23 protein-coding genes, 1 tRNA gene and 1 pseudogene are annotated in these 25,782 nt (G+C 53.5%); 14 read left to right on the top strand and 11 right to left on the bottom strand.

Features of this window, described 5'->3' with window-relative positions; genetic code table 11:
- Positions 1-28: 28 nt before the first annotated feature.
- The 5 genes from KK102_RS07240 to folD form a co-directional block, all read right to left on the bottom strand.
- A complete protein-coding gene (locus KK102_RS07240; RefSeq protein WP_216357284.1) occupies positions 29-550 on the bottom strand; it encodes a metal-dependent hydrolase in 522 nt (173 codons plus the stop codon).
- A gap of 73 nt (positions 551-623) precedes the next feature.
- Positions 624-1,640 carry a Mal regulon transcriptional regulator MalI gene (gene malI, locus KK102_RS07235; RefSeq protein WP_010428250.1) on the bottom strand — a complete coding sequence of 339 codons (1,017 nt, stop codon included), beginning with the start codon at positions 1,638-1,640 and terminating at the stop codon, positions 624-626.
- 83 nt (positions 1,641-1,723) lie between these two features.
- Positions 1,724-3,223 carry a PTS transporter subunit EIIC gene (locus KK102_RS07230; protein WP_089599406.1) on the bottom strand — a complete coding sequence of 500 codons (1,500 nt, stop codon included), beginning with the start codon at positions 3,221-3,223 and terminating at the stop codon, positions 1,724-1,726.
- Between the two features lie 232 nt (positions 3,224-3,455).
- Complete coding sequence (gene ybcJ, locus KK102_RS07225; protein WP_116341500.1) at positions 3,456-3,668, bottom strand: ribosome-associated protein YbcJ; 213 nt, start codon at positions 3,666-3,668, stop codon at positions 3,456-3,458.
- Between the two features lies 1 nt (position 3,669).
- Positions 3,670-4,536 (bottom strand): bifunctional methylenetetrahydrofolate dehydrogenase/methenyltetrahydrofolate cyclohydrolase FolD, encoded by an 867-nt coding sequence (folD, locus tag KK102_RS07220; protein ID WP_010428257.1) that lies wholly within the window; start codon positions 4,534-4,536, stop codon positions 3,670-3,672.
- A gap of 310 nt (positions 4,537-4,846) precedes the next feature.
- On the opposite strand from folD, the gene fimA reads away from it, so the two are divergent.
- From fimA to sfmF, 6 genes are all read left to right on the top strand, one after another.
- Positions 4,847-5,410 carry a type 1 fimbrial major subunit FimA gene (fimA, locus tag KK102_RS07215; protein WP_010428258.1) on the top strand — a complete coding sequence of 188 codons (564 nt, stop codon included), beginning with the start codon at positions 4,847-4,849 and terminating at the stop codon, positions 5,408-5,410.
- A gap of 69 nt (positions 5,411-5,479) precedes the next feature.
- On the top strand, positions 5,480-6,022 hold the full coding sequence (gene fimI, locus KK102_RS07210) for a type 1 fimbrial protein subunit FimI (RefSeq protein ID WP_010428261.1): 543 nt from the start codon (positions 5,480-5,482) through the stop codon (positions 6,020-6,022).
- 34 nt (positions 6,023-6,056) lie between these two features.
- Positions 6,057-6,749: a type 1 fimbria chaperone FimC gene (fimC, locus tag KK102_RS07205; protein ID WP_010428263.1), complete on the top strand. Its 693-nt coding sequence runs from the start codon at positions 6,057-6,059 to the stop codon at positions 6,747-6,749.
- A 14-nt stretch (positions 6,750-6,763) separates the two neighbouring features.
- On the top strand, positions 6,764-9,325 hold the full coding sequence (locus KK102_RS07200) for a fimbrial biogenesis usher protein (RefSeq protein WP_216357283.1): 2,562 nt from the start codon (positions 6,764-6,766) through the stop codon (positions 9,323-9,325).
- Positions 9,326-9,338: 13 nt separating this feature from the next.
- Positions 9,339-10,343, top strand: a complete 1,005-nt coding sequence (gene fimH, locus KK102_RS07195; protein ID WP_216357282.1) for a type 1 fimbria D-mannose specific adhesin FimH — start codon at positions 9,339-9,341, stop codon at positions 10,341-10,343.
- A 9-nt stretch (positions 10,344-10,352) separates the two neighbouring features.
- Positions 10,353-10,877, top strand: coding sequence for a fimbria assembly protein (gene sfmF, locus KK102_RS07190; RefSeq protein WP_010428269.1), 525 nt, complete (start codon positions 10,353-10,355; stop codon positions 10,875-10,877).
- Between the two features lie 51 nt (positions 10,878-10,928).
- Here sfmF and fimZ read toward each other — a convergent pair whose 3' ends face one another.
- The 3 genes from fimZ to KK102_RS07175 all read right to left on the bottom strand — a co-directional run bounded on the left by fimZ (position 10,929) and on the right by KK102_RS07175 (position 13,811).
- Entirely contained in the window at positions 10,929-11,561 is a 633-nt protein-coding gene (gene fimZ, locus KK102_RS07185; protein WP_010428271.1) for a fimbria biosynthesis transcriptional regulator FimZ, read from the bottom strand.
- Positions 11,562-12,371: 810 nt separating this feature from the next.
- A complete protein-coding gene (locus KK102_RS07180) occupies positions 12,372-13,088 on the bottom strand; it encodes a helix-turn-helix transcriptional regulator (RefSeq protein WP_216357281.1) in 717 nt (238 codons plus the stop codon).
- Between the two features lie 24 nt (positions 13,089-13,112).
- Positions 13,113-13,811, bottom strand: coding sequence for an EAL domain-containing protein (locus KK102_RS07175; RefSeq protein ID WP_126544014.1), 699 nt, complete (start codon positions 13,809-13,811; stop codon positions 13,113-13,115).
- A 278-nt stretch (positions 13,812-14,089) separates the two neighbouring features.
- Between KK102_RS07175 and KK102_RS07170 the strand changes: the two genes are divergently transcribed.
- A tRNA-Arg gene (locus KK102_RS07170) sits at positions 14,090-14,166 on the top strand.
- 15 nt (positions 14,167-14,181) lie between these two features.
- On the opposite strand, the pseudogene KK102_RS07160 reads toward KK102_RS07170, so the two are convergent.
- Positions 14,182-15,083: pseudogene (locus KK102_RS07160) on the bottom strand (IS3 family transposase).
- A gap of 132 nt (positions 15,084-15,215) precedes the next feature.
- Here KK102_RS07160 and KK102_RS07155 point away from each other — a divergent pair.
- A complete protein-coding gene (locus KK102_RS07155) occupies positions 15,216-15,641 on the top strand; it encodes a hypothetical protein (protein ID WP_216357280.1) in 426 nt (141 codons plus the stop codon).
- Between the two features lie 37 nt (positions 15,642-15,678).
- Here the strand turns inward: KK102_RS07155 and KK102_RS07150 are convergent, their stop codons facing one another.
- Positions 15,679-16,794: an alginate O-acetyltransferase AlgX-related protein gene (locus KK102_RS07150; protein WP_216357279.1), complete on the bottom strand. Its 1,116-nt coding sequence runs from the start codon at positions 16,792-16,794 to the stop codon at positions 15,679-15,681.
- An 11-nt stretch (positions 16,795-16,805) separates the two neighbouring features.
- A complete protein-coding gene (locus KK102_RS07145) occupies positions 16,806-18,287 on the bottom strand; it encodes an MBOAT family O-acyltransferase (RefSeq protein ID WP_216357278.1) in 1,482 nt (493 codons plus the stop codon).
- Positions 18,288-18,424: 137 nt separating this feature from the next.
- Between KK102_RS07145 and KK102_RS07140 the strand changes: the two genes are divergently transcribed.
- From KK102_RS07140 to KK102_RS07115, 6 genes are all read left to right on the top strand, one after another.
- On the top strand, positions 18,425-18,811 hold the full coding sequence (locus tag KK102_RS07140) for a HumD family translesion DNA polymerase (protein ID WP_216357277.1): 387 nt from the start codon (positions 18,425-18,427) through the stop codon (positions 18,809-18,811).
- Positions 18,812-19,211: 400 nt separating this feature from the next.
- The gene (locus KK102_RS07135) at positions 19,212-20,228 is read left to right on the top strand and encodes an iron ABC transporter substrate-binding protein (RefSeq protein WP_216357276.1); all 1,017 of its coding nucleotides are present in this window, start codon (positions 19,212-19,214) and stop codon (positions 20,226-20,228) included.
- Between the two features lie 24 nt (positions 20,229-20,252).
- The gene (locus KK102_RS07130; protein ID WP_216357275.1) at positions 20,253-21,827 is read left to right on the top strand and encodes an ABC transporter permease; all 1,575 of its coding nucleotides are present in this window, start codon (positions 20,253-20,255) and stop codon (positions 21,825-21,827) included.
- A 1-nt stretch (position 21,828) separates the two neighbouring features.
- Positions 21,829-22,860, top strand: coding sequence for an ABC transporter ATP-binding protein (locus KK102_RS07125; protein WP_216357274.1), 1,032 nt, complete (start codon positions 21,829-21,831; stop codon positions 22,858-22,860).
- 150 nt (positions 22,861-23,010) lie between these two features.
- Positions 23,011-23,286 carry a DUF1471 family periplasmic protein YahO gene (gene yahO, locus KK102_RS07120; protein WP_010428286.1) on the top strand — a complete coding sequence of 92 codons (276 nt, stop codon included), beginning with the start codon at positions 23,011-23,013 and terminating at the stop codon, positions 23,284-23,286.
- Positions 23,287-23,501: 215 nt separating this feature from the next.
- Entirely contained in the window at positions 23,502-25,685 is a 2,184-nt protein-coding gene (locus KK102_RS07115; protein WP_216357273.1) for a TonB-dependent receptor, read from the top strand.
- Positions 25,686-25,782: the final 97 nt, after the last annotated feature.

The following is a 25,782-nucleotide window of genomic DNA, read 5'->3' as shown; positions in this document are numbered from 1 at the left end:
TAAGGCGCAGCCGCCACCCGGCTTTTTTTTACCTTCTTCTCCACCACAACATCCCCATCAGCACGACCCCCGGCAGCCACACCCACAGCAGTTCTGAAATAATCACCTGATGCCCGTACGGCGTGGTATAGCGCGACAGCGCAAACGGCGCGACCTTAATGACCTGCCACGGCGCAAAGAAACGTTCATCTGACCACGGCCACAGCCAGCCGACGCCTTTCCCGCCGGTGGTGATCGAATCCAGCAGGCTGTGCGACAGCAATGACACCGTTAAAAACAGCCAGCATCGCGTCAGGCTGGCCCTGAACCATCGTCGTCCAGTCAGCACGCAAAGTATCGGCACCACAAAGGCGAACAGCAGGGAGTGGGTAAAGCCGCGATGGCCAAAAATATTCCCGTAGGCGACGCCGTACTTAAACGCCAGCACGTCGGCGTCGGGCAGCATGGCGAGCACGATACCGGCAAACAGCAGGCGGGGAGGGATGACCTTAGTGCCGAGGCCTAAGCCCAGGCAAAGCGGAACAGCGGCGTGCGTAATAACGGTAGGCATTGCGATTATCCAAAACAAATCATGGAAATATAGCAGCGAATTCGCTTTTGCAAACCTGTGCTACATTCTGATTTTACGCCGATTCGCGCGCGATAAGCTGCCCGGAGAGGGTAATGCGCTGGGTTTGCAGATCTGGCTCTTTCAGCTTGCGGATAATCAGCCCCGCCGCCTGACGCCCGGTTTCGTCACTGGCCGAGGAGACATAGGTGAATGACGGTGACGTGAGGTTTACGTGCAGCATATCTTCAAAGCCGATCAGCGCCACCTGCTGAGTTAAGAACACATCTTTCCCCACGGTGCGACCCACCTGATGAATGCCGGAAATTGAGCCGATCATCGCATCCGGCGAATGGCAGAGCAGGGCGGTGATGGCGTTATTTTTTTCCAGCAGCTGGCGAGTCGCCATCGCGGCGGCCTGCGTGTCGTCGCTGCAGGCCGGTGAATAGTCATCGCGCCAGACCAGTCCGCTTTGCGTCATCGCGCTGCGAAAACCGAGCAGGCGCTGCTCGCGGATGAGGCAGCCCTCGCGCCCGCCAATGTAGGCGATCGTGCGGTGCCCGCGCTCGATAAGATAGCGCGCGGCCAGGTTCGCCGCCTGGCGGTTGTCGCGCATCACCAGATTGCATTTTTCATCGAGCAGAGACTGCGAGACGACCACCAGCGGCAGAGGACACTGGCGTATCTGCTCCGGCAGGGCAGAAGTACGGGTGTCAGACGCGAGATAAATGACGCCAGCGACACCCTGCTGCTTAAACGACAGCAGCGTACGTTCCAGATGTTCACGGTCGTTCAGCGGCTGGCCGAGAAAAACCATGTATCCCTGCTTCTCCAGCTCCTGAACAATACTTGCCATCACCTTGATGGAAAAGCTGTCGCTGAAGTCACGCAGGATCAGGCCAATCAGATTGGACGTATTGGCGCGGAGGTTGGCAGCGGCGACGTTATGAACATAGCCCAGCGTCGTGATGGCGGCATTGACCTTCCCGATCGTCGCCTCTGAGATTTTCCCTTTCTGGCGTAGCACCAGCGAGACGGTTGAGACCGACACGCCCGCGTGCTTTGCGACATCAATGATGCTGACTTTCTTCAAAACCGCTCCCTGAAATTTACCGATAATCAGCCAGATAAAACACGTCTCCCAGCGTACAGGAGACGTGTCGTTCAGGCATCTTATTATTTGCCGATCATGGTGGACATGGTCTGGGCGATAAACTGTGCTCTGGCACCGAAAATCACCTGTATACCGTTGTCGCCGACGAAGACCACGCCGCGCGCACCGAGTCCGTTAAGACCGTCTTTATCTACCGCGTCGCTTTTTGCCACTTCCAGACGCAGGCGGGTGATACAGGAGCCAACCGAATCGATATTCTGCGCGCCCCCCAGCAGGCTGATGATTTCGGTCGCAAGTTCGGAATCGGACTTGTCATTCGCACTGGCGGTCACTTCGGTACGGCCCGGCGTTTTCACGTCGAAACGGCGGATCACAAAGCGGAAGGTAAAGTAGTAAATCAGCCCCATAGGGATACCGATGATAACGGCGCTCAGGAAGTTGGTCTGGTAACCGTTAAACGACGGCAGGATCCCGAACGACAGGTAGTCGATAAAGCCCGCTGAGAACGACTTGGCGATATGCGCATGCAGCAGGTACATGGTCATGTACGCCAGGCCCGCCATGATGGCGTTGAAGACGTACAGGATCGGCGCCACGAAGATAAAGGTGAACTCAACCGGTTCCGTAATACCCGTCAGGAAGCAGGTCAGCGCCGCAGAGAACAGAATACCGGCCGCGATTTTCTTATTCTTCGTGTGCGCTTCGTGGTACATCGCCAGGCACGCCGCGGGTAGCGCGAACAGCATCAGCGGGAACTCGCCCTGCATGAACTTGCCGGCGTTCTGGTAGGTGTCGCTGCTGAAGGATTTCACCCCTTCTTCCAGCATCTTGAACCAGATGGTCTGGTCGCCGTGGATCACCTGGCCCGCCTGGGTGGTGTAATCCCCGAACGAATACCAGAAGGAGGGATACCAGATGTGGTGCAGGCCGAGCGGGATCAGCGCGCGCTCTACCAGACCGAAGATAAAGGTCGAAGCCGCCTGGTTGTCGCCGTTCACCACCACGGACAGGGCGTCGATCCCGGCCTGGATATGCTGCCACACGTAAGGCAGCAGCAGACCGAGCAGGAACGACAGTAACGCCGTCGCAATCGCCACAAAGCGCTTGCCGGAGAAGAAGCCGAGGAACTCCGGCAGCTGCATGGTGTGGAAGCGGTTATAGCACCAGGCCGCGAGAATACCGCAGATCAGGCCGCCGAAGACGCCCATCTGCAGCGTCGGGATGCCGACCACCATGGCGTATTTCCCGCCCTGAGAGGCCATTTCCGGCGTAATGCTCAGCACGGTGCTGATGGTGATGTTGGTGACAAACACGGAGACCGCCGCAGAGAGCGCCGCGATGCCGGATTCCGACGCCAGACCGACGGCAGAGCCGATGGCGAACAGCATCGGCAGGTTATCAAAGATAACCCCGCCGGCGTTCATCATCAGCGGCAGATGGAACTTATCGCCGAAGGCCAGCAGCAGGCCCGCAGCGGGAAGCAGTGAAATTGGCAGCATTAAGGCGCGACCAATCATCGATAACTTAGACAGCGATTTAACAAACCCTGATATCAGACTCATGCTGATTTCCCCCGAGTAGCGCTTTTTCGCGCTGTTATTGTAAGTAGAACGTTTTAGTAGAACGTTCTACTTATCGTGAGGAAAGAGTGAAAAACGCGCAACTGAAATCTCACCTTTCAACAGATGAAATAGTGATTATTTGAAGTTGATCGATAATTAACCGCGATGGGTGTGAGGGGATTTCTATCCCCTCTCCCTGTGGGAGAGGGTTAGGGTGAGGGCATCAGACGGCTCAGGCCGTCACGGTTACGCTCTGTCCTTCAAAGCTCACGGTCTGGCCTGCGACAATCTTGCAGCGCTTGCGGGTTTCCACCGCGCCGTCGACTAACACCCGCCCGTCGGCGATAACGATTTTGGCCTGCGCACCGCTTTCGCTCCAGCCTTCCAGCTTGAGCAGATCGCACAGCTCTACGTGCGGGTGTTTGCCTAATGAAAATGTGGCCATCTTATGCTTCCTCTACGTCGTGGTACTCTTCGCATGCCTGCAAAGTATTCTGAATCAGGGTTGCAACGGTCATCGGGCCCACGCCGCCCGGGACCGGCGTAATGTATGAGGCACGCGCCGCGGCATCTTCGTACACCACGTCGCCGACCACTTTGCCGCTTTCCAGACGGTTGATGCCCACGTCCACAACAATCGCCCCCTCTTTAATCCACTCGCCCGGAATAAAGCCCGGCTTGCCGACCGCGACGATCAGCAGATCGGCATTTTCGACGTGGTGACGCAGGTTCTTGGTGAAGCGGTGGGTCACGGTGGTGGTGCAGCCCGCCAGCAGCAGCTCCATGCTCATCGGACGGCCCACGATGTTAGAGGCGCCAATCACCACGGCGTTCAGGCCGTAGGTGTCGATGTTATAGCGCTCCAGCAGCGTCACAATGCCGCGTGGCGTGCACGGGCGCAGACGCGGCGCGCGCTGGCACAGGCGGCCCACGTTGTACGGATGGAAACCGTCCACGTCTTTGTCCGGTGCGATACGCTCCAGCACCTTCACGTTGTCGATACCCGCAGGCAGCGGCAGCTGTACCAGAATGCCGTCGATCTCGTTATCGGCATTCAGGGTGTCAATAAGTTCCAGCAGTTCCGCTTCGCTGGTGGTTTCAGGCAAATCGTAAGAGCGGGAGACGAACCCCACCTCTTCACACGCTTTGCGTTTGCTGCCGACATAAATCTGCGACGCCGGGTTGCTGCCAACCAGCACAACGGCCAGCCCGGGGGCGCGTTTTCCGGCGGCTTTACGCGCCTTCACTTTTTCAGCGACCTCAGAGCGCACCTGCTGCGCAATCGTTTTACCGTCAATAATCTTTGCTGCCATCAGAGAGAAGATTCCGTCTGTAACGTTTGAAAGGGGGGATTGCCTATATTTTGTCAGAAGCGAGCGCCGCTGTCAGTCACCCTTTGCGAGATTTCATCACGGGGGCCGCATAACCTTGTGGAGCGCATGGTCAATTTCCTAGATGGGAATAGGATGTGACCTGGTAAAATGGCAGTGTTTTGACATATTTTAAAATAGTTTCCTGAGCTACTTTGTCTCCTCCGAAATAAGCTTTCAATTAATCAATTGAACGTATTTCTTATTCCCGATTATCCGCGGGAAGGGTTATTTACATTTTAAAGGAATAGACATGAAACTCAGCAACATTGCTTCTACTGTTATTGCAACTTTGGCCCTGGTCGCGGGTGCCGCTCATGCAGAAGATACCACAACGCCTGTTTCCGTTAATGGCGGTACCGTGCATTTTAAAGGTGAATTAGTGAATGCTGCGTGTTCAGTAAATACTGATTCTTCCGAGCAGACGGTTAATCTCGGTCAGTACCGTACCGCGAAATTCACCAAAGTGGGTGACACCACCTCCAATATTCCGTTCACCATCGAACTGAACGATTGCGATCCGCTGGTTGCGAAAACCGCTGCGGTGGCATTCACCGGTCAGATCGACGCGACGGATAAAACCCTGCTGGCGGTCACCTCTGGCAGCAACGACAACACCGCGAAAGGCGTGGGTATCGAGATCCTCGACAGTAAATCCAGCGTTCTGACCCCAGACGGTGCCACCTTCTCTGCCGCGCAGAACCTGATTGAAGGCACGAACACCCTGAACTTCACCGCGCGTTATAAAGCCACTGCTGCGACCACCGAGCCAGGTCAGGCGAACGCTGACGCAACCTTCGTAATGAAATACGAGTAATGCCTGAGTACAGGGATGTGGTCGACCTCAGGGAGGAGGTCTTTTAATCGCTAATGCCGGGAACGAAGGATGACAAGGACTGGGATACTGTTTTTTGCCCTTGCGATTGCCTCAGCGGTAAACGCACATACCGTGGTAATCGACGGCGGCAAGGTTCACCTGAGAGGGGAACTGGTCAACGGCGGCTGCGCCGTGGCGCCTGATAGCCAGAATATGCGCGTGGATATGGGGCAGTACCGCACCAACTCATTTTCCGGCGTCGGCAGTTTTTCCACGGTAAACGTGCCTTTCACCGTACGGCTGCTCGACTGCAGCGTGGACGTTTCTCGTACCGTGGGGATCCAGTTTCAGGGCGCAACCCCTGCAGAAGATCCGCAGGTTTTCCTGGCGACATCGCGGCCAGGTGAAGCCCCTGTCAGCAGCGGCGTTGGGCTGGCGCTTTTCGACGAACAACAACGTCAGATTATCCCGAACGCCACGGCGGTCAGCTGGCTGCCCATTGATACCCGAGAGCTGGCGTTTCATTTCAGCGCTCGCTACCGGGCGATTTCCGAACACCTCGTGCCAGGCAATATTCAGTCGGATGTCTGGTTTACGTTGATTTATCCCTGACGCCTGCGAACACATTATTAAAGGTACGGTTGTGATGAACACCCTGATTAAACCCGGACTGTTTTTATCTTTTATTTTGATGATGGTTTCTGCCTGTGCAAATGCATCCGGCGGAATTGCGCTGGGCGCGACGCGCGTGATTTATCCGGCAGATGCAAAACAGACATCGCTGGCGATCACCAACAGTAACAAGCAGGAGCGTTATTTAATTAACGCGTGGATTGAAAACGCCAGCGGGCAAAAAGAAAAAACCTTTGCCGTCACGCCGCCGCTGTTTGTGAGCGAGCCGGACAGTGAAAACACGCTGCGCATTATTTATGCCGGGCCGACCCTGCCCGCCGATCGCGAATCGCTTTTTTACATGAACGTGAAGGCCATTCCGTCAGTGAGTAAGGCGAAAACAGAGAACAATAACGTGCTGCAGCTGGCCATTCTGTCACGCATCAAGCTGTTTGTGCGCCCGGCTAACCTGTCGATGCCGCCGGAAGAGGCGCTCTCCCAGCTGCGCTTTGAGCGCGTCGGGAACCACCTGAAGGTGAGCAATGCTTCGCCCTACTACGTCACGCTGGTCAACCTGAAGCTTGGCGGTCAGACGCTTGAAAACCTGATGGTCGCGCCGAAAAACTCCGCGCAGCAGGTGCTGCCAACCGCGGCCAGCGGCACGCTCTCCTGGCAGAGCGTCAATGATTACGGCGCTATCACTCCGGCGCGTAGCGTTAATCTGTGAACAGAGTCAGGGCGATGAACACTCAATGGCGTTACTGCCCGGTTGCACTGGCATTGATGACAACGCTCTGGCCGCACGCCGGCTGGAGCGAAAGCTACTTCAACCCGGCTTTTTTGTCCGACGACGCCGCCAGCGTGGCGGATTTGTCGCGTTTTGAACAAGGACACCAGCAGGCACCGGGCGTCTATCGCGTAGACATCTGGCGCAACGATGAGTTTATCGGCACGCAGGACGTGCGTTTTGAACAAGCCGAAAACACGCCACCCGTCGCGGGCGGGTTAGCGCCGTGCATTACGCGCGCGATGCTCGACCGTTTCGGCGTCAACATTGCGGCGTTCCCGGAACTGGCAAACATGCAGGGGGAGAACTGCGTTCCGATGACGACGGCTATTCCCGGCAGCGAAACGGCCTTCAACTTTGCGTCACTGCGCCTGAACGTGAGCCTGCCGCAGGTGGCCATGCAAAACAGCGCCCGGGGCTACATTCCGCCTGAACAGTGGGATGAAGGCATTCCCGCCGCCCTGTTGAATTACAGCTTTACCGGCAACCGCGGCAGCGATGACGACAGCTATTATCTGAACCTGCAGAGCGGGCTGAACTATGGTGCCTGGCGATTACGCAATAACGGCGCGTGGCGCTATACCCAAAGTAACGGTCAGCGTCACAGCACCTGGCAGAATATTGGCACCTGGGCGCAGCGCACCGTCATTCCGCTGAAAAGCGAGCTGGTGCTGGGCGACAGCAATACCGGTAACGATGTTTTCGACAGCGTCGGTTTTCGCGGCGGGCGGCTCTTTTCCTCCGACAGCATGTACCCGGACAGCATGCAGGGCTACGCGCCAACCGTGCGCGGGATTGCCCGCACGCCAGCCAGGGTAGCGATCCGCCAGAACGGTTATGTCATTTACCAGAGCTATGTCCAGCCTGGGGCGTTTGCCATTACCGACCTTAACCCAACCTCATCAAGCGGCGATCTTGAGGTAACGGTAGAAGAGAAGGACGGTAGCCAGCAGCGTTACACCGTGCCTTACTCCACCGTGCCGTTGCTGCAGCGTGAAGGACGCTGGAAATATGACCTGGTGGCAGGGGATTACCGCAGCGGCAACAGCGAGCAGGACACGCCGTTCTTCGCTCAGGGGACGCTCATTACCGGCCTGGCCGACGGCTATACGCTGTACGGCGGCACGCAGCTGGCGTCACGCTATACCGCGATTGCCCTCGGGGCCGGGAAAAACTTCGGGGACTGGGGGGCGGTCTCGCTCGATCTCACCCATGCCCGCAGCCAGCTCGCGGATGACAGCCGCCATGAAGGGCAGTCCCTGCGCTTCCTCTATGCGAAATCCCTTAACGGCTTCGGCACCAACTTCCAGCTGCTGGGCTATCGCTACTCTACCAAAGGGTTCTACACCCTGGACGATGTGGCGTGGCGCTCAATGGAAGGCTACCAGTATGGCGAAGGTCAGGACGATGACGGCGTGCCGGACGTGCAGAGTTATCACAACCTGACGTGGAACAAAAAGGGGCGCTTCCAGCTCAACATTTCCCAGTCGCTGGGGGACTACGGCTCGGTTTACCTCTCCGGTAGCCAGCAGAGCTACTGGGGTACCAGCGAATCGAACGTCTGGTACCAGCTGGGCTATGCGGGCGGCGTGAAGGGGATCAACTACTCCGTGTCATGGTCGTGGAACAAGGCCGTTGGGATCGACGGTACGGACCGGATTGCGTCGTTTAACGTCTCCGTGCCGTTCAGCCTGTTTACCCGTCACGGCTATCGCCGCGATAGCGCCATCGACAGAGCCTACGCCACCGCTTCTGCCAGCCGTAACAGCGATGGCGATACCAGCTGGCAGACCGGCGTGAGCGGAACACTGCTCGAAGACCGCAACCTGAACTACAGCGTCACCCAGGGACATACCAGCAATAACGGTGCCAGCGGCAGCGCCAGCGCCAACTGGCAGGCGACCTACGGCACGCTGGGGGTGGGCTACAACTACGCCCGCGACCAGCACGATCTCAACTGGCAGCTTTCCGGCGGCGTGGTGGGGCATTCAGACGGGGTGACCTTCAGCCAGCCGCTGGGCGACACCAACGTGCTGATCAAAGCGCCGGGCGCCTCCGGGGTGAGCGTGGAAAACCAGACCGGGGTGAAAACCGACTGGCGAGGCTATGCGGTGATGCCGTATGCCACCGTCTACCGCTACAACCGCGTGGCGTTGGACACCAACACGATGAGCAACAACACCGACATCGAAAATAACGTGAGCAGCGTGGTGCCGACCAAAGGGGCGCTGGTGCGCGCCAGCTTCGATACCCGTATTGGCGTGCGCGCTCTGCTGACCGTCAAGCGCGGCGACCAGCCCGTGCCGTTTGGCGCGGTGGTACGTGAAACGCAAAGCGGCGTCACCAGCATGGTGGGGGATGACGGGCAGATTTACCTCAGCGGGCTGCCGCTGGAAGGTGAGCTACTTATCCAGTGGGGCGACGGAAAGCAGTCCCAGTGCCGTGCAAGCTATCACTTACCACCGGAAAGCCTGAACCAGGCCATTACGCTGGCGGGGGCACGCTGTGAACGCTAACAGGAACCCAATCATGACCATTATCCGTAGCATATTTGGCGCGGCAGTGTTGTGCAGCGTACTGCCCGCATGCGCCACGGTGTGCCAGAACTCCACCGGCGTGGCGAAGGATATTTCCTACGATCTCTCCAACGTGTTTAACAGCTCTAACAACAGGCCGGGGGAGATTGTCACCCTGGCGCAAAAATCTGGGCTGGTGGGGGTGAATGCCATTTGTCCCCGCGGGACAACCGGTAAATCAACCATGCGCAGCTATGTCACCGACTTGCCCATTACCACGGTGATCGACAGCTATAAATATGTAAAGCTGAATGAGTACCTCGACGGCGCCATGCAGATCCACGATGACTTTGCGGGCACGTTCTACCCTCCCGCGAATTATATTCAGATGGGGCAGCACCCCAACGTACCGAATAACAAGGCTTTTCCGGTAACCGATTCCAAGCTGGTTTTCCGTCTGAGGGTAACGCGGCGCTTTATCAATATGGTGGTGATCCCGCAGCAGACCATGTTCAGGGTCTATGTCACGACGACAACCGCCGATCCGCTTAATACGCCGGTTTATACCATCAGCTACAGCGGAACGATTCAGGTACCGCAAAGCTGTGCGATCAACGCAGGCCAGGTCGTGGAGTTTGATTTTGGCGATATTGGTGCGTCGTTGTTTAGCCAGGCCGGTGCCGGGAATCGACCGCAGAAGGTTACGCCTCAAAGCAAAACCATTGCCATTAAATGCACAAACGTTGAAGCCAATGCGTATCTGACGATGCGTATCGAAGCGGAGAAAGTGTCCGGTAACGCGCTGGTTTCTAATAATCCCGATCTGGGGTTTGTGGTCGCTAACGAAAGCGGTACGCCGCTGACGCCTAACACGCTCACCAGCAAAATTCCGTTCCGCCTGGACGACAGCGCTCAGGCGCAGGTCGGTATTCGGGTCTGGCCCGTGAGCGTGACGGGCAACAAGCCTGCCGAGGGCCGTTTCACCTCGCGCGGCTATCTTCGCGTGGATTACGATTAAGGAGGCGCAATGGGACACTGGAGCAGGTACATTGCTGCGGGAGTACTGATGATGCTTCACGCTGGCGCTCAGGCCGCCACGGCGCTGGGGGAAATCAATATTGAGATGTCCGGCAACATCGTCGATTTTACCTGCGTGGCCGAAGGCAACGACAGCGATAAGGTCGTCACGCTGGGCACCTGGCCGACGAAACAGCTAAGAACCACGGGGAGCCGCACGCAGCCCATGCCGTTTACGCTGAAGCTGACCGGCTGTCCTCCCGGCGCAGCCTCGATTACCTTTTCGGGCAAAGCCGACGGCAGCGACAGCGGTTTGCTGGCGCTCAATGATGGCAGTACGGCGGGTCAGGTTGCCGTGGAGATCCGCGATGCGGATAAAACACGGCTGGATCTTCAGCAGGCCAGCCAGCCGGTGACGGTCGATGCAGAAGGTAATGCGGTACTGTCGTTTTATGCCAATTATATTGCCACAGCGGATAACCCTCAGCCGGGACGGGCTGATGCGGATGCCACGTTTATGATCAATTATAATTAGCGCTGACCGCACTCCCTGCAACTCACTTAAGTTGCGGGGAGTGAATTCAGTTTATAGCAGTTCGTGTGCTTTCGCGTAATCTATTAATTCCACAATGCTCTGTACGCCGAGCTTGGAATAAATATTGGATTTATGCGCGCTAATGGTTTTGTTGCTTAAAAGCAACTGCTCCGCAATCTCCTTATTGGATAATCCATTCGCCAGATAGCGTAACACCGTCACTTCGCGATTCGATAACGGCATATCCGGTGTGATACCTTTCCCGGAGCCCAGATGATTTATAAAGTTCAGGGTTTCTGACGGGAAAAAAGAATAGCCCATCAGTATCATTTCCACCGCGTTGTAGATCTCACCCAAATCTTTTCGCTTGCTGACAAAGCCATTGGCCCCTGCACGAATGGCGCGTCCCGCGTAAAACGACTCGGATTTTGACGAGAGGAACAGAACCTTGATGTCTTTGTTTAGGTTTCTGATTCTCTTAAGTAATGAAAACCCATCGGTTCCCGTCAGTTCAATGTCCAGGATAACCAGATCGATGGGATGGTTGCGAATACAATCAAGCACTTCATGGCTATCGCCAGACTTGAGTTTGACTATGATATTTTTATTTTTCTGTAGCAGGACTTCTATCGACATTCTGACAATAGGGTGTTCGTCCATAATGATAACGGATGCCGGTTTCATTTTTAATGCCTCAGATTGTTAAAAGCGTTATGCGGAGTTTTGTTCAAACTCTCGAAATGCCGGAAGGATATAGATGGTGATCCTTATACGGTAGTAATTCCCTGGAAAGAGCGAAAGCATCCTTGTTAACGTAGCGAGTAAATTAATGCCTCAGCGCGGTTATCTCATTTGGCTGGTGTGGCAAAAAGGTTTTTCTTATTCATATTTGCAACGCATCTTATTATACCGTGTAAGTTTTCTCCGAAAACCCTGTAAATTAATCCTGGTCCATTGCTTTGTATTATATTCTGGATCTGAATCGCTATTATTTTAAATTTAGCGCAATTGTCCTGCTATTCCATTTACTACATTTTTTCATCTTTATGTAATAACAAAAAATGACATATATCACTTTGTGTTAATTTATTGTTAACAAAACGAGATGGGGAAAGTGGTACGGTGAATGCACAACAAGCGCAAAAAACAGGGGGGATCGGGCGTGGAATCTTCATCTGAAAGCCAGGGGGACCCGCAACCTAAACCTGAAATTGAACAGCAGGATATGCTGTAACCTGCGCCTACTGCTCCTGGCCCGTACAGATCAGTCGCTTGTTTTTACATCATTATCATCTTTTTAACGGACTCCCTTATCGCTTAACGGATGGTGGAAAGTGCTGAGATAGGCATTTTCAGTGATATTTCACGTGGTTTAAGGAGGTAAATTAGGAATAGTTGCAAATTCGAAGAAAATGTTAAATTAAAACAAAAAATTAACATTATTAGTAGGTTATTTCTTAAAGATCTTTAGGAATGAAAGGGTTAATGCTTAAGTTAAAACGTGCAGTCTGAGAGGTTGTTGAGAAGGTGCAGTAATTCCTGGCGATGGTTTAATCCCAGTTTGGCCAGAATACAGCCGAGACGATAAATAATGCGGCTGTAAGGGCGGTTTTGTATCAGGGCAATCTGACGTAACGTTCTGCCACGAGACAGCTCCTGTAAAATGGGCCATTCGCTGCGCGTGAACCACTCTTTCACCGAGCCTTGCGGCGGCTTTGTCTCGAGCAGGTACTGCTGCAGTGCCGCAGCGGGCAACTGACGTTCAAGCACATGAAAGGGCCCCGCCGCTTTGCAGAACAGGCGGGTATCGTAATCATCTGCCCTGACAAGCAGATGGGGGGTTAGAAAAGGCGGGTAGAGGCTATATCGTCTTAGCCGATCCAGTTTGTCGATCAGCGCCGTGGCGCGGCTGTCGATATCGACCACCAGACGCGCGGATGGCCACTGATTCAGCGCGCTTAAGGCATCTTCCAGCACCGGATATTCAGAGCAACTGCTTAGCGGGAAATTCCCGTTCAGCATTCCGGTGCGCAGGTAATGATCTTCCGTGACCAGAATGATAAACGGGGCGTCAGTTTTATGGGTCAGGTTGGTGGACTGGCTCAAAAATTCGAGTCGGTCAAAGAAGGGGGGAGCAAAAGGCGAGCGTGTAAATCCCAGTGCGTCACTTCCTGTACGACGCCGACGGTAACGGCGCACTGTCATTCCCATGGCCTCCCTCCTGGAGATGGCTGTTTAATCCTCCGGCCATGTCCAGGATGGCCAGTAATACCCCTGGCCGAGTTGTGCCCCTGCCTGGCGTGCGCAGGAACGATCCCGTTCAGTCTCAATACCTTCGATAAGCACCTTCCCGGCGAGCCGAAAACAGCGGGAAACCAGTTCCCCCAGCGCGGGGGTGGCGCGCATACGCCAGAAGGTTTCTTTATCGATTTTTATGCCGCCGAGCGGCAGCGGCCAGGATAAGAAGGGCTGGACCACGCTGTCGTCAACGTCATCCAGCCAGATGCGGTGACCCTTCATGGTCAACTGCTTCAGGCGCTGGGCCACGACTTGCCGCTGTGTATCGGAGAGTGTGAAAAAGTCGATTGGGTCGACAATCTCAATATTAAGCGGCGGGCTTCGCAGCTGCAGCAGGCGCTGAAAAAGTTCTGGCACCGTGAATACGGTTATCGGCAGATTGATGAAAATATTGTGACAGGCGAGCGCGTTTTTTAGCACACTGAGCTGCACTTCCAGCAGCATAAGCGACTGTTCTGCCGACTGTTCGCGGAAAAAATCTTCACTTTGCAGCGTGGGTGACAGAACGCTAAGCACCTCTACGCCGATCCTGTGCGAAGAGGCGAGGGCAACGATGGGCTCAAGTTTGATGCCGGTGATGCCATGCGAAATGTGCTTTAGCCGGGGAGGCGTATAGGTCAGGTTTTGCGCTGTCACTCCATTGTCCTGTTGTCTGTCAGCCTCCAGGCGGCCGGGATACCTTGCACCAGTGTGACGAGCTGGCCTACAGGAAAACAGCAGGCGTTACTTAAAAGCAGCTAAGCCTTTTCGCAGCGGTAAATTCTACCTGGGATGTAGTGATAATGTTGAAAAAACAGCCGTATTTACAATCAGCTAGCCGTTATCGATACAGATCGGGGAAAAGGCATTGACTCACCTGCCATTGACCGTATAATTCCACGCGTTTCACCACCGCGAAGTTCATGCTTCTCCGTGCGCCCTTAGCTCAGTTGGATAGAGCAACGGCCTTCTAAGCCGTAGGTCGTAGGTTCGAATCCTACAGGGCGTGCCATTATGAATTATGTACTTACGCCTCCTTCAATTCCTCCTTATTTCCGGCGTGGGAGATATTTGGGACATCAAACCCAAAAATTGAGTCAATTTGCTTCGCATGCTCAGTTAAATGGTTAGGTGCCAAGTGGGCATATCCGCGGTTTGCCACAATCCTGTCCAGCAATCTGACAACCCGCTGCGCCGGGATATTCAGGTCAATTTCGATCGCCAGCGCTTCCCGGTTATAATCATCCACCACGTTGAAGGTCCTGAAACGTCTGCCACATACCAGCGCATCGTGCATAAAATCGATGGACCAGCTCTGGTTCATCGCCTCTGGTTTTGCCAGCGGAGCCGGATTGCGCACCGGCAGGCGCTGTTTTCCCTTACGGCGAAAATTCAGTTTCAGCAGGCAGTAAATCCGGTGAACGCGCTTATGGTTCCAGGCGTTGCCCTGCCTGCGAAGGTCCTGAAAAAGCTTTTTAAATCCGTATCGCGGATAGCGTTCAGCCGCCACGGTCAGCGCCATAATTACCGGCTCATCCCGTCGCGTATCCGGCTGATAACGAAATACCGTCCTGCTCAGCGACAATGTCCTGCATGCCTGACGTAAGCTCATGGCAAACTCTGCGGTCAGATAGCTGACCAGCTCACGCTTTATCGCTGGTTTTAAAGCTTTTTTTCAATAACGTCTTTCAGGGCGCGGCATTCGAGGCTCAGGTCCGCAAACATCTGTTTCAGCCGGCGGTTTTCATCCTCAAGGTCCTTCATCTTTTTGATATCAGAGGCTTCCATACCGCCGAACTTCGCTTTCCAGTTGTAATAGCTGGCTTCGGAAATACCGGCTTCGCGGCAGACATCCTTAACGGTACGTCCGGCTTCGACAGACTTCAGAAAGGCGATGATGTGGTGTTCGGTGAATCGGGCTTTGCGCATGGCGATCTCCTCCAAGGATATATTCAGTATGCCGGAAGATCTCTAAATGTGAATGGTCCGGTTTACCGGGATGCTTACACCGGTACCGGGTGGATTATTCAAGGATCCAGTAATGTAAGGTTACACAATGTTGTGGCTGATAGCATTGGAACAGCATTTCTTTCAACAGATGCAAGTTCTATTGAATTATTCAACCCAATAATTCTAAGGTATACAGGGCAAATAACTCCACTCAATGGTGGTACAGTTACAGTCATGCCGGGGCAGAGAGTATTGCAGGTATCTTCTACCACTACACCGGGAGGAATTGCAGATGAAGTCCAGTACAATGCAATATCTGCGGTTGGAAATGTGATTTTACCATCAGCATCGAGTTATCCATCTAAGCTTATAAGGGTGGTAAAAACAGATAGCTCATCAAATATTGTAGGGATATATCCGGCAACTGGATCCGGTCAATTAATAAATGGCAGCAGCTTTTATAATTTGATATCACAGTATCAGTCTGTTCAGTTGAGGTCTACAGGAGCAAACTGGATTATTGTTTCAAAATCATAACGAGTGGGCCAGTAATCTGGCCCACGTATCTTTTATATTAATCTGGGCTGCCTAAAAATACTGAAGGAATTAGTATTTGTCTTTCTACCGCAGTAACTATGACTATGTCAGGATGAAAATCATCAATGACCTTCTTAAACTTCTTCTTGTCTGCCATCAACGTCAGATAATGCTGCTCATTTATTGTGGAAAAGGTTGCATGCATATATTGCTTCATTCCTCCTCCGAATGAATCAATTAGCCATAAAACCTTCATATCATTAAGAGCATTTTTATTATAATACAAGTCATTGGCTTTCAATGATGATGACTTATATAGATAGGCTAACTCATTTCTATCCTTACCATCTTTTGGGGCTGCATGTTCAGGCTTCACATTATAAAGATACTGAACATCAGATATTGTGTACTGTAGGCGAAGAAAATTGCTTAAATCACCACCAGGCCTAGGCGTTTTATTAAACGTTATATCATCATTGGACAGCCATTTCACTTCAGGAATGACTTTTCCTAACACTGAGGCAAGATTTTTATATGCATGCCATGCGCCGTTCTGGTTCCAGTGGGAGTCAGTTTTATAATAAATAATATCACTATCATTCTTTAGCGAGCTGAAATTTTCACCAAGGTTGATGAATGTCTTATCATTTCTGGAATGATCAAGAAGGTATCTGATATTCTTACTTCCACCGCTTTCCACTACCCATCCTGGTGCTTCTTCACTATATACAGAGTGCTTATCAGGTGCCATCGTGAGAACGTAACCAATGCCGCCATATGACTTCACATAAGCATCCCAGGCATGCCGTGCGCTGATCATTTTTTTTATATCACTTTCTGATAGAGGCTTGAGGTTTCTGTTTTCAGATAGCGTCTTGTTGTACTTGTCACCCAGAAAGAGCCATCCATCCTTCCCTACAACAGTATCATTAGGGTACAAAGAAATTCCCATCTTATACAACGTATATGATAATGCCGGAATGGCAAAATCCATCTTATAGAAAGACGTAAAGTCAACCCATTCATGAACCTGTTTCTTCGAGGTATCAATCACCTTCTTTCCTGCATCAAGTTCATTTTTGACATTGACTACTGGAGCTATTGCCAGGATCGCAACGGAGGATATGAGGAATCCATATATATACTTTTTCATTTCCGTTCCCGTCAGAAGTTGAAGTAAAGGAATACTGTGTTAGTTGATTGAATCGTCGCATAAACGGCACAAGTAAACAGCACGACCATCCAAGCTGTTTTTATTCCGTGATTACCTTTTGAAACTGTCATTTCATATGCATTTTTGAAAGGTGTGATGATGAAACCGACGACGATAAGGCTATAGCATAGGAAGTTTGCAACCATTCCAGCCGGAAGTATTCCGGTTAAGGTATCGATAAAATAACCGCCCCACGCGATCATATTGGTTGGAACATCAGACATAGTGACAGAGTTTATTGACTTAATATCAACCATTCCTGCCAGTATTCTCAACGCGTCATCAACTGAATGTGCGCGGAAGAAAACCCATGCCACGTTAATGAACATGAAGGTAATGAACCAGGCCAGCACTTTTGGCATCTCAAACCCTCGCTGCTTCCACCATCTATGAATAACTAGCGCACCGCCATGCATTGCCCCCCAAATGATGAACATCCAGCTTGCACCATGCCACAGACCGCCAAGAACGAAGGTAGCAAAGAGGTTGAAATAAATTCTTGCGCTTGAGCAACGATTTCCACCGAGCGGGATATAGACGTAATCACGTAAATAACGGCCTAAAGTTATATGCCATCTACGCCAGAAGTCCTGAATGTCTAGGGATTTATATGGTGAATTAAAGTTAAGTGGCAGCCAAATGTTGAATAGTAAGGCGGCTCCAATTGCCATGTCGCAATAGCCACTGAAATCGAAGTACAACTGGAAAGTGTACGAAAGACTGGTAGCCCACGAACTGAAGAAATCGTGCTGTGCGCCAGGGGCAAAGCCCTCATTAGCGAAGACTGCAAAATTATCAGCTATAACAACTTTTTTAAACAGACCGATGCAGAAGATAAAAAGACCCATAAATATGTTTCTGTACCTGACTGCGCATGTCCATTTGGACTGGAACTGCGTCATCATCTCCCTGTGATGGAGAATTGGGCCGGCTATTAGATGCGGGAAGAAAGTGACGAAAAGAGCGTAGTTAACGAAGTCATACTCTTTAGCGCTACCACGATAACTGTCAACTAAGAATGCGGTCTGCGTGAAGGTGTAGAAGCTGATGCCAAGCGGCAGAATTATGTTTCTGAATGTCAGTTCATAACCAATTAAGTTGTTAAGGTTTTCAATAAAGAAATTGGTGTATTTGTAGTAACCAAGTAACGAAAGGTTGGCTATGATCGCAAAAGTTAAAAGTGCTTTTCTTGTGGCTGGCAACCGAAGACCTTTTGTATGAGGAGAGACTGCCCATCCGAGCGTGAAGTTAAACAGTATCGACCCTAGAAGCAAAGGTAGATAGCTCACGTCCCAATATCCATAGAAGAAAAGACTGCAAGCTACAAGCCATACTTTCCCTGCATAAACCATTCTGATTTTATTGAGGAAAAAGTATACAAAAAATGATATTGGTAGAAATAAGAATATGAACACCGGAGAACTGAAAAGCATCGCATGTCCCTGTTAATAAAATTGCTGGTAAATCAGTAAACTCTTAAGATTGTAAAGTCTAACACTGACTTTCAACTTGATCGACACCTTCGATAGGTCATTCTGTATGCATATACAGTAATTATTGGAGGTGAGTTATGGGATTCCCGAGTCCGGCACAGGACTACGTAGAAGAGCGCATATCGCTCGACAAGCGCATCATAGCCAGGCCAGCGGCAACATACTTCATGAGAGCGGGAACAACGCACTACCGAGAAGGCATTCTCAATGGTGCTTTGCTGGTAGTGGATGCATCGCTATCTCCATGCGACGGCTCACTGCTGGTATGCAGAATGGAGGATGAACTGAGGATTAAGCGATACCGCAAATCACCCAAACCTCACCTTGAAGATTTGCAGACCGGAAGGCGCGAAGAGATACCTGTTCACGATGACGGCACGAGCCCGGATGCGATATTTGGTGTGATTACCTACATCACCAACGATGCACGTTCTGGCGAGTTTGATGATTGCCCGGTCATGTGAGACAGAAATGAGACACACAAAGCTTTGCATCGGTTTGCAAGGTCTTGCATTACTTTCTTTCCAGAATGTGCATTTTCGTCTGTTTTCGCGCTTAACCCTCTTCTCCTCCCTGAGCCTGTATCTATCGTTTCTTATCCCTGATACGTTCCTTTAAATAACGAAATAATAAATAGAAGGCTAATTAAGTACGGCTGTTTTCAGTCTTAAGGTTTTCTTAATCTTTTAGCCGGCTAGCTTTTTAAAATAGATTTTTATCACCTTAAACCCCGGCGTGAACATATTTTCCACTTTTACGTCTAAACTGGATTGATACTAATTATCATTAGCGTTGTTGTATGATTTAATCCCGTCCCACAAAGCTATGAGTGATTACTCCCGTTGGTCTATTAAGGATATGTTCATGAATTCTCGCCTGCTGTCATGCTTCTCGCTTGCCTTGTTGTCTTCATCACTTTTCCTTTCTACACAATCAGTTGCTGCTGATAATAATCAGGGTATCGTTGTCTATAACGCACAGCATGAAAACCTGGTGCAGTCATGGGTTGATGGCTTTACGAAAGAAACGGGAATTAACGTCACTCTGCGAAACGGCGGTGACAGCGAGCTGGGCAACCAGCTGGTTCAGGAAGGCAGCGCATCGCCTGCGGACGTATTTCTGACGGAAAACTCGCCGTCCATGGTATTGGTTGATAACGCTAAATTATTTGCGCCTTTAGATGCCGATACGTTAAAGCAGGTACCAGCGGAATTTCGTCCAGCGCACGGTCGCTGGATAGGCATCGCCGCGCGTAGCACCGTGTTTGTCTATAACCCGCAAAAATTAAATGAGACTCAGCTGCCAGCATCGCTGATGGATCTGGCGAAACCTGAGTGGAAAGGGCGCTGGGCCGCTTCTCCGTCAGGTGCGGATTTCCAGGCGATCGTTAGCGCAATGCTGGCGCTGAAGGGCGAGCAGGCCACGCTGGACTGGCTCAAGGCGATGAAAACCAATTTCGTTGCTTACAAAGGTAACAGCACCGTGATGAAAGCGGTCAACGCGGGCCAGATTGATGGCGGCGTGATCTATCACTACTACCGTTTTGTCGATCAGTCCAAAACGGGTGAAAACAGCAAAAATACCCAGCTCTACTATTTCAAACACCAGGATCCGGGCGCATTTGTCAGCCTCTCTGGCGGTGGCGTGCTGGCATCCAGCAAGCATAAAGCGCAGGCGCAGGCCTTCATCAAATACATCACCGGCAACGAAGGTCAGGAAAGCCTGCGTACCAACAACGCCTTTGAATATGCCGTCGGCGTGAATGCCGCGTCCAACCCGAAACTGGTTCCGCTGAAGGATCTGGATGCGCCAAAAGTGGAACCTTCCACGCTCAACAGTAAGAAAGTTATCGAGCTGATGACGCAAGCTGGCCTGCTGTGATCCTGAACGTAAAGTGAATGTCTTATGTCTGGTTTGAGTCTCGACATCGGTAAAAACCGCGTGCGGAAGCCTGTTCGCAGGCGTCCCGCGCTGCCGATGGTTGCGTTAGCGGTCTTGTTTTCATTACTGGCGCTTCTGCCTTTGGGCTTTATCATTGCCATCGGCATTGAGACCGGCTGGGAAACGATTAAGGCGCTGGTGTTCCGCCCGCGGGTGGCTGAGCTGCTCAGCAACACGCTGTGGCTCATGGCGTTAGCGGTTCCGCTGTGCATTGTGTTGGGCGTGGCGATAGCCTGGCTGACGGAGCGCACGATGCTTGCGGGACGAGGCGTATGGTCAGCGCTGGCGGTGGCCCCGCTGGCGATCCCCGCGTTTGTGCAAAGCTATGCCTGGGTAAGCGTGGTGCCGGGCATGCACGGCCTCTCTGCGGGGGTGTTCCTCTCCGTTCTGGCCTACTATCCGTTTATCTACATGCCGGTTGCGGCAGTGCTGCGCCGTCTCGATCCCACGCTTGAAGATGTCGCCGCTTCGCTCGGCTCGCCTCCCTGGCGGGTCTTTTTCCGCGTGGTGCTGCCTCAGCTTAAACTGGCGATCTGCGGCGGCGCGCTGCTGGTGGCGCTGCACCTGCTGGTGGAGTATGGCCTGTACGTCATGATCCGCTTCGACACCTTCACCACGGCCATTTATGACCAGTTCCAGTCTACGTTCAGCGGCCCGGCCGCGAACATGCTGGCGGGCGTGCTGGCCTTATGCTGTCTGGCTATCCTGATGCTCGAAGCCGTCACGCGCGGAAAAACACGCTATGCGCGGATTGGCGCAGGCGCCGCGCGCGAGCAGAAGCGCTGGCCGCTTGAGCCTGCTATGGCGTGGCTGGGACAGCTGCTTTTTCTGACGCTGGTGCTGCTGGCGCTGGGCGTCCCCTTAATCGTGTTGTGTCGCTGGATCTGGCTGGGTGGCGTGGAAAACTGGATGAGCGCCGATCTCTGGCACTCGCTGCGCCAGACGCTGATGCTCGGCGTGGGCGGAGCGCTGCTGACGACGGCGTGCGTGATCCCCATCGCGTGGCTCGGGATCCGTTATCCACACCGTATTTTCCGTATGCTGGAAGGGTGCATTTATATTACCAGCTCGCTGCCGGGTATTGTGACCGCGCTGGCGCTGGTCACGGTGACTATCCACTATGCCCGTCCGATTTATCAGACGGAAGTGACGCTGTTCCTCGCCTACCTCCTGCTGTTTATGCCCCGCGCGCTCGTTAACCTCCGGGCCGGCATTGCGCAGGCGCCGGTTGAGCTGGAAAACGTGGCGCGCAGCCTTGGCAGCACGCCCGCTGAAGCATTATGGCGCGTCACCCTGCGGCTGGCCGCTCCGGGCGCCGCGGCGGGCGCGGCGCTGGTTTTCCTCGGCGTCAGCAATGAACTGACCGCGACGCTGCTGCTGTCGCCATTGGGAACGCGTACGCTCTCCACCGGCTTCTGGGCTCTCACCAGCGAGATCGATTATGTGGCTGCGGCCCCTTACGCCATGCTGATGATCCTTATCTCTCTGCCGCTAACCGCCATTCTTTATATGCAGTCTAAAAAAATTGCAGGGCTATGACATGCTTGAATTAACGTCCATTTCGAAATCGTTTTCCGATGCGCGGGTGCTTGATAATGTGAACCTGAGCGTTGCACCGGGGAGCCGAACGGCGATTGTCGGGCCGTCAGGGTCGGGAAAAACCACGCTGCTGCGTATTCTTGCCGGATTCGAAACGCCGGACAGCGGGCGCATTGTCATGCAGGGACGCACGCTGTTTGATGAACACAATTTTGTGCCCGCCCATCTGCGTGGGATCGGTTTTGTCCCGCAGGAAGGGGCGCTGTTCCCGCACCTTAATGTGGCTGACAACATCGCCTGGGGGCTGGACGGCACGCGCGATGAAAAACGTCAGCGGGTGGACGCGCTGATGGAGAAAGTCTCTCTGGACAGGCAGCTGGCAACGCACTGGCCGCATGAGATTTCCGGCGGGCAGCAGCAGCGCGTTGCGCTGGCCCGCGCGCTGGCCCAGCGTCCGTCAGTCATGCTGCTCGACGAACCCTTTTCTGCGCTGGATACCGGGCTGCGCGCCATGACGCGCAAAGCGACCGCCGACCTGCTGGCGGAAGCTGGCGTGGCCTCGATTCTGGTGACGCACGACCAAAACGAAGCGTTGTCCTTTGCCACCCAGGTTGCAGTGATGCGCGACGGGCGCTTCAGCCAGGTGGGCACGCCTTACGAGGTCTACTCCCGGCCCGTAGATGAAGAGACCGCGCTGTTTCTTGGCGATGCGGTGATCCTGCCCGCTCAGCTCTCCAGCGGGTACGCGATGTGCGCGCTGGGTGAAGTGCCCACGGACAATGCCCGTGCGACAGGAGAGGGCAGAGTGATGATGCGCCCGGAACAGCTGCGCGTAACGGCATGCGCCCCGCATGAAAGCCCGGTCTCGATTATTGAGGTCGATTTCACGGGCCATTTGTCCACGCTCACCCTTGCCTTAGCCGGGCAGCAGGAGCCTGTTGTTCTGAAAACGGTCAGCCAGGCTGGGTGGAACCCCGGTACGGCGGTGCGCATTGATATCGCGGGCGTCGCACGCGTTTTTGAATATTCTTAATATTCGTTAGTTATTTCATGCAATGGGTTGTTATAAAAGAATTTTCCTGAACGTGTGGAATTTCCTGAGATTCTCTACCATGCTCAATACACCTCATCATCGTGTGTGAGGCTTTTCGTAGTTGCTGATTAATCTCAAGGAAAAAAGGTTATGAAAAAAACGACTGCTATTTTGTTGGGAACCGCGTTTCTGTTTACCACTAATGCCTTTGCTGCAGAACTGCTGACGAAAAATGAATTTGAGAAAGTAGAATCACAGTATGAAAAAATCGGTACTGTTAATACTTCAAATGAAGTATCGATTGATGATGCGAAGAAAGAGCTGATTGAGAAAGCAGACAAGCAGGGCGCTGATGTGCTGGTACTGACTTCCGGTAATACCAACAACAAAATTCACGGCACCGCCGATATCTACAAGAAAAAATAACGTTATTGCAGCCACCCCCAACGCGGGGTGGCTGTTCTCGTCCTGCTCCTCGTCATCACCCCTCCATCCTGATTAACCTCTTTTCGCGACCAGAAATGCGCGGTTACACTTGATAACGCATAGATAATGCGTATAGTTCTCATTTGCATTGCATTTACACCATTCTAAGGCCCGATCACGGGTCATTTTTGCGCGCACATTTAAACGAGTTAATTATGAACAACACCACAATGCATAAAACGCTGCTGGCGCTTGCCATTGGCGCGGTGACGCATTCCGCTCTGGCGGCGGATGAGAAAAAAGAGGATACCCTCGTCGTCCAGGCTACGGCGGAGAGTGATTTTACCCCCGGCGGTGACCAGCTGGTGCCCGCCTTCCTCGACGGGCAGGTAGCAAATGGCGGACGCATGGGGATGCTCGGTCAGCAGAACGCCATGGACGTGCCGTTCAACATCATCAGCTACACCTCGAAGCTGGTGGAAGATCAGCAGGCCAAGACCATTGCCGATGTCGTCGCCAACGACGCGGGCGTGCAGTATGTACAGGGTTACGGCAACAGCGCGGAAACGTTCCGCATTCGTGGCCTGAAGTTCGACGGCGACGACATGACCTTCGGTGGCCTGTCCGGCGTGCTGCCGCGTCAGGTGGTGGATGCCCAGATGGTCGACCGCATCGAGATCTTCAAAGGTGCCAACTCGCTGATGAACGGTGCGGCAAGCTCCGGCGTGGGCGGGATGATCAACCTTGAGCCAAAACACGCGGGCGAGACGCCGCAGGCAAAAGTTGGGGTTGACTACACCTCGGATTCCCAGATTGGCACCACGCTGGACGCGGGCCGTCGCTTTGGTGATAACGACCAGTTTGGCGCGCGCGTGAACCTCGTCCATCGCGAAGGGGAAACCGGCGTACCGAACGACCGCCGCCGCACCACGCTGCTTTCCACCGGCCTGGACTACAAAGGCGACCGCTTCCGTACCTCACTGGACATGGGCTATCAGAAGAAAACCTTCCACGGCAGCCCTACCAGCGTCAATATTTCAGCGGTGGATTTCGTTCCTGAGCCGCCGAAAAATGATCGTAACTTCTCGCAGAAGTGGGCCTACAGCAATATCGAAAACGAATTCGGGATGTGGCGCAGCGAGTACGACATCACCGACGGCTGGACCGCCTATACCGGTCTGGGCGCGCAGCACGCGCACGAGGAAGGGATCTACAGCGCGCCGAAGCTGATGGACAAAAGCGGTAATGCGGTGGTCAGCCGCCTCGACACCAACCGCATCAGCGACTCCGTCAGCGGCATGGCGGGCATTCGCGGCAACTTCAATACAGGATTCGTTTCGCACAAGGTCAACATCGGGTATTCGGCGATGACCAAAAACGAAAAGATCGCGTGGAAAATGTCGGCGGCGGCGGATAACCCGACCACCAACATCTACCACAACACCGGCGTTGAGATGCCGGACAGCACCAACCTCAACGGTTCAGGCGGGAAATACAGCGATCCGCTGACCAGCGGGCGCACCCGTACTCAGGGCTGGCTGCTGAGCGATACGCTGGGCGTACTGGACGATAAGCTGCTGTTCACCGCCGGGGCGCGCCATCAGAAGGTGGTCGTTCGCGGCTACAACAAAATCACCGGGGCGGAAAACGCGGCGGACGGTTTCGACGGCAGCCGCTGGATGCCCACCTACGGCGTGGTCTACAAGCCGTGGGAGGAAATTTCCCTCTACGCCAACCACACCGAAGCGCTGCAGCCGGGCAAAACCGCACCCAACACCGCCACCAACTACGGTCAGAGCACCGGTATCGTGCACTCTAAGCAGAACGAAGTGGGCGTGAAGGCGGACTTCGGCCGCGTGGGCGGATCGCTTGCGCTGTTCGAAATCAAAATGCCGTCGGCAATCCTCGACGACAGCGGCCACTACGGCCTGGACGCCGAGCAGCGTAACCGTGGCGTTGAGCTGAACGTCTTCGGCGAGCCGATGCTGGGTATGCGTCTGAACGCCAGCGCCACCTGGCTGCAGGCCGAGCTGACTAAAACCAAAAATGGCGTCAATCAGGGTAACGATGCGATCGGTATTCCGAGTTTCTACGCCGTGCTGGGCGCGGAGTACGACATCAAGCCCGTTGACGGTTTGACGGCGACCGCCCGCGTGAACCACTCCGGCACGCAGTACGCAGACCTGGCAAACACCAAAAAGCTGGACAGCTACACCACGCTGGATCTGGGCATGCGCTATCGCTTCGCGGTGAACCACAATGCAAACCAGATGACCGTGCGCGCAGGCATCGACAACGTGACCAACGAGAACTACTGGGCCAGCGTAGACGATTCCGGCACCTACATCACTCAGGGTGAACCGCGGACCTTTAAGGTATCGGTTGGCTACGAGTTCTAAGCGTTCCACCTCGTTATCCGGGGCATGGATGCCCCATCCTTCCGTTATCGTGTTATAAAATTGTAACAAAAGCTTCTTACACTGGTCGCCACATTCT

The sequence above is a fragment of the Enterobacter quasimori genome (assembly GCF_018597345.1).
In the GTDB taxonomy this organism is placed as follows: Bacteria; Pseudomonadota; Gammaproteobacteria; order Enterobacterales; family Enterobacteriaceae; genus Enterobacter; species Enterobacter mori.
This window is presented reverse-complemented; position numbering and strand designations above follow the sequence as displayed.